General features: G+C 69.0%; 1 protein-coding gene. It reads right to left on the bottom strand.

Annotated elements, in window-relative coordinates:
• Positions 1–646, bottom strand: a 646-nt coding sequence (locus ACTQ48_RS11300) for an agmatine deiminase family protein (RefSeq protein WP_441570999.1), incomplete at its 3' end; no start/stop codon positions are given.
• Positions 647–870 lie beyond the last annotated feature (224 nt).

The raw sequence follows: 870 nt of genomic DNA, 5'->3' as shown, positions 1-870 counted from the left end.
CGCGAAGCTCCTCGCTCCAGGGCTCGAACTTCTTGCGGTACTTGGGCCAGAGGGACTCGGGGTCCTCCTCCTCCTCGAGCACCGCGGAGCAGGTGCGGCCGGGGGACAGGAGGCACTGGTCGGTGACGACGAGGGTGCCCTCGCCGTCGACGGTGATGGAGCCGCCCTCGAGGATCATGTCGTCGGGACGGTAGCGGCGGCAGCCGGAGAGCTCGGCCATCTTGAGGGCGATCTGCTCGTCCTTGTCCCACGGGAAGTAGAGGCCGTCGATGAGGCCGCCGTAGCCGTTGAAGTGCCAGTGGTTGGCGCGCTTATCGCCCTTGCCGTTGATGACGTAGGTGGCGCCGGTGTCGCGGAACCAGGCGTCGTCGGTGGTCATCTCGACGACGGTGACGTTCTCGTCGTTCTCGAAGACGGCCTTGCAGTTGGCGTAGTCGACCTGGTTGGCGCACATGTAGACCGGGGTGAACTCGGAGATGGCGCGGGCGATGGCGGCATACTGCTTCTGGGCGGGCTTGGCGCCGTGGGCCCAGGTGTCGGTGCGGTGGGGCCAGCCTATCCACACGCGGTCCTGGGGGGCGAACTCGGCGGGCATGAAGAAGCCGTCGGCCCTCGGGGTGGACTCGGACTCGGTGATCGTACGCATAAGATTTCCTCCAAACCGAACGATCGTCTGCCGCGGGCGGGCTGCCCGCGGCCTAGGACCAAGAGATGGCGGGCGCCCGTCCCCCGGCAGAGGTCGGGGCGCCCGGCGCCGGTTTTCACGGGGTCGCACCGGCGGGCGACGACGTAGCCAGGTGCGCGGAGACAGGGCGCACGAGGGATACGGGAGAGGGGTCGGGGCGGTCGGCGGCTGCCGGAGCTATCGCC

It is taken from the genome of Collinsella sp. Sow4_E3 (assembly GCF_052116285.1).
Taxonomy (GTDB): Bacteria; Actinomycetota; Coriobacteriia; order Coriobacteriales; family Coriobacteriaceae; genus Collinsella.
The sequence above is the reverse complement of the archived record's forward strand: the minus strand, read 5'-3'. Positions and strand labels throughout refer to the sequence as shown.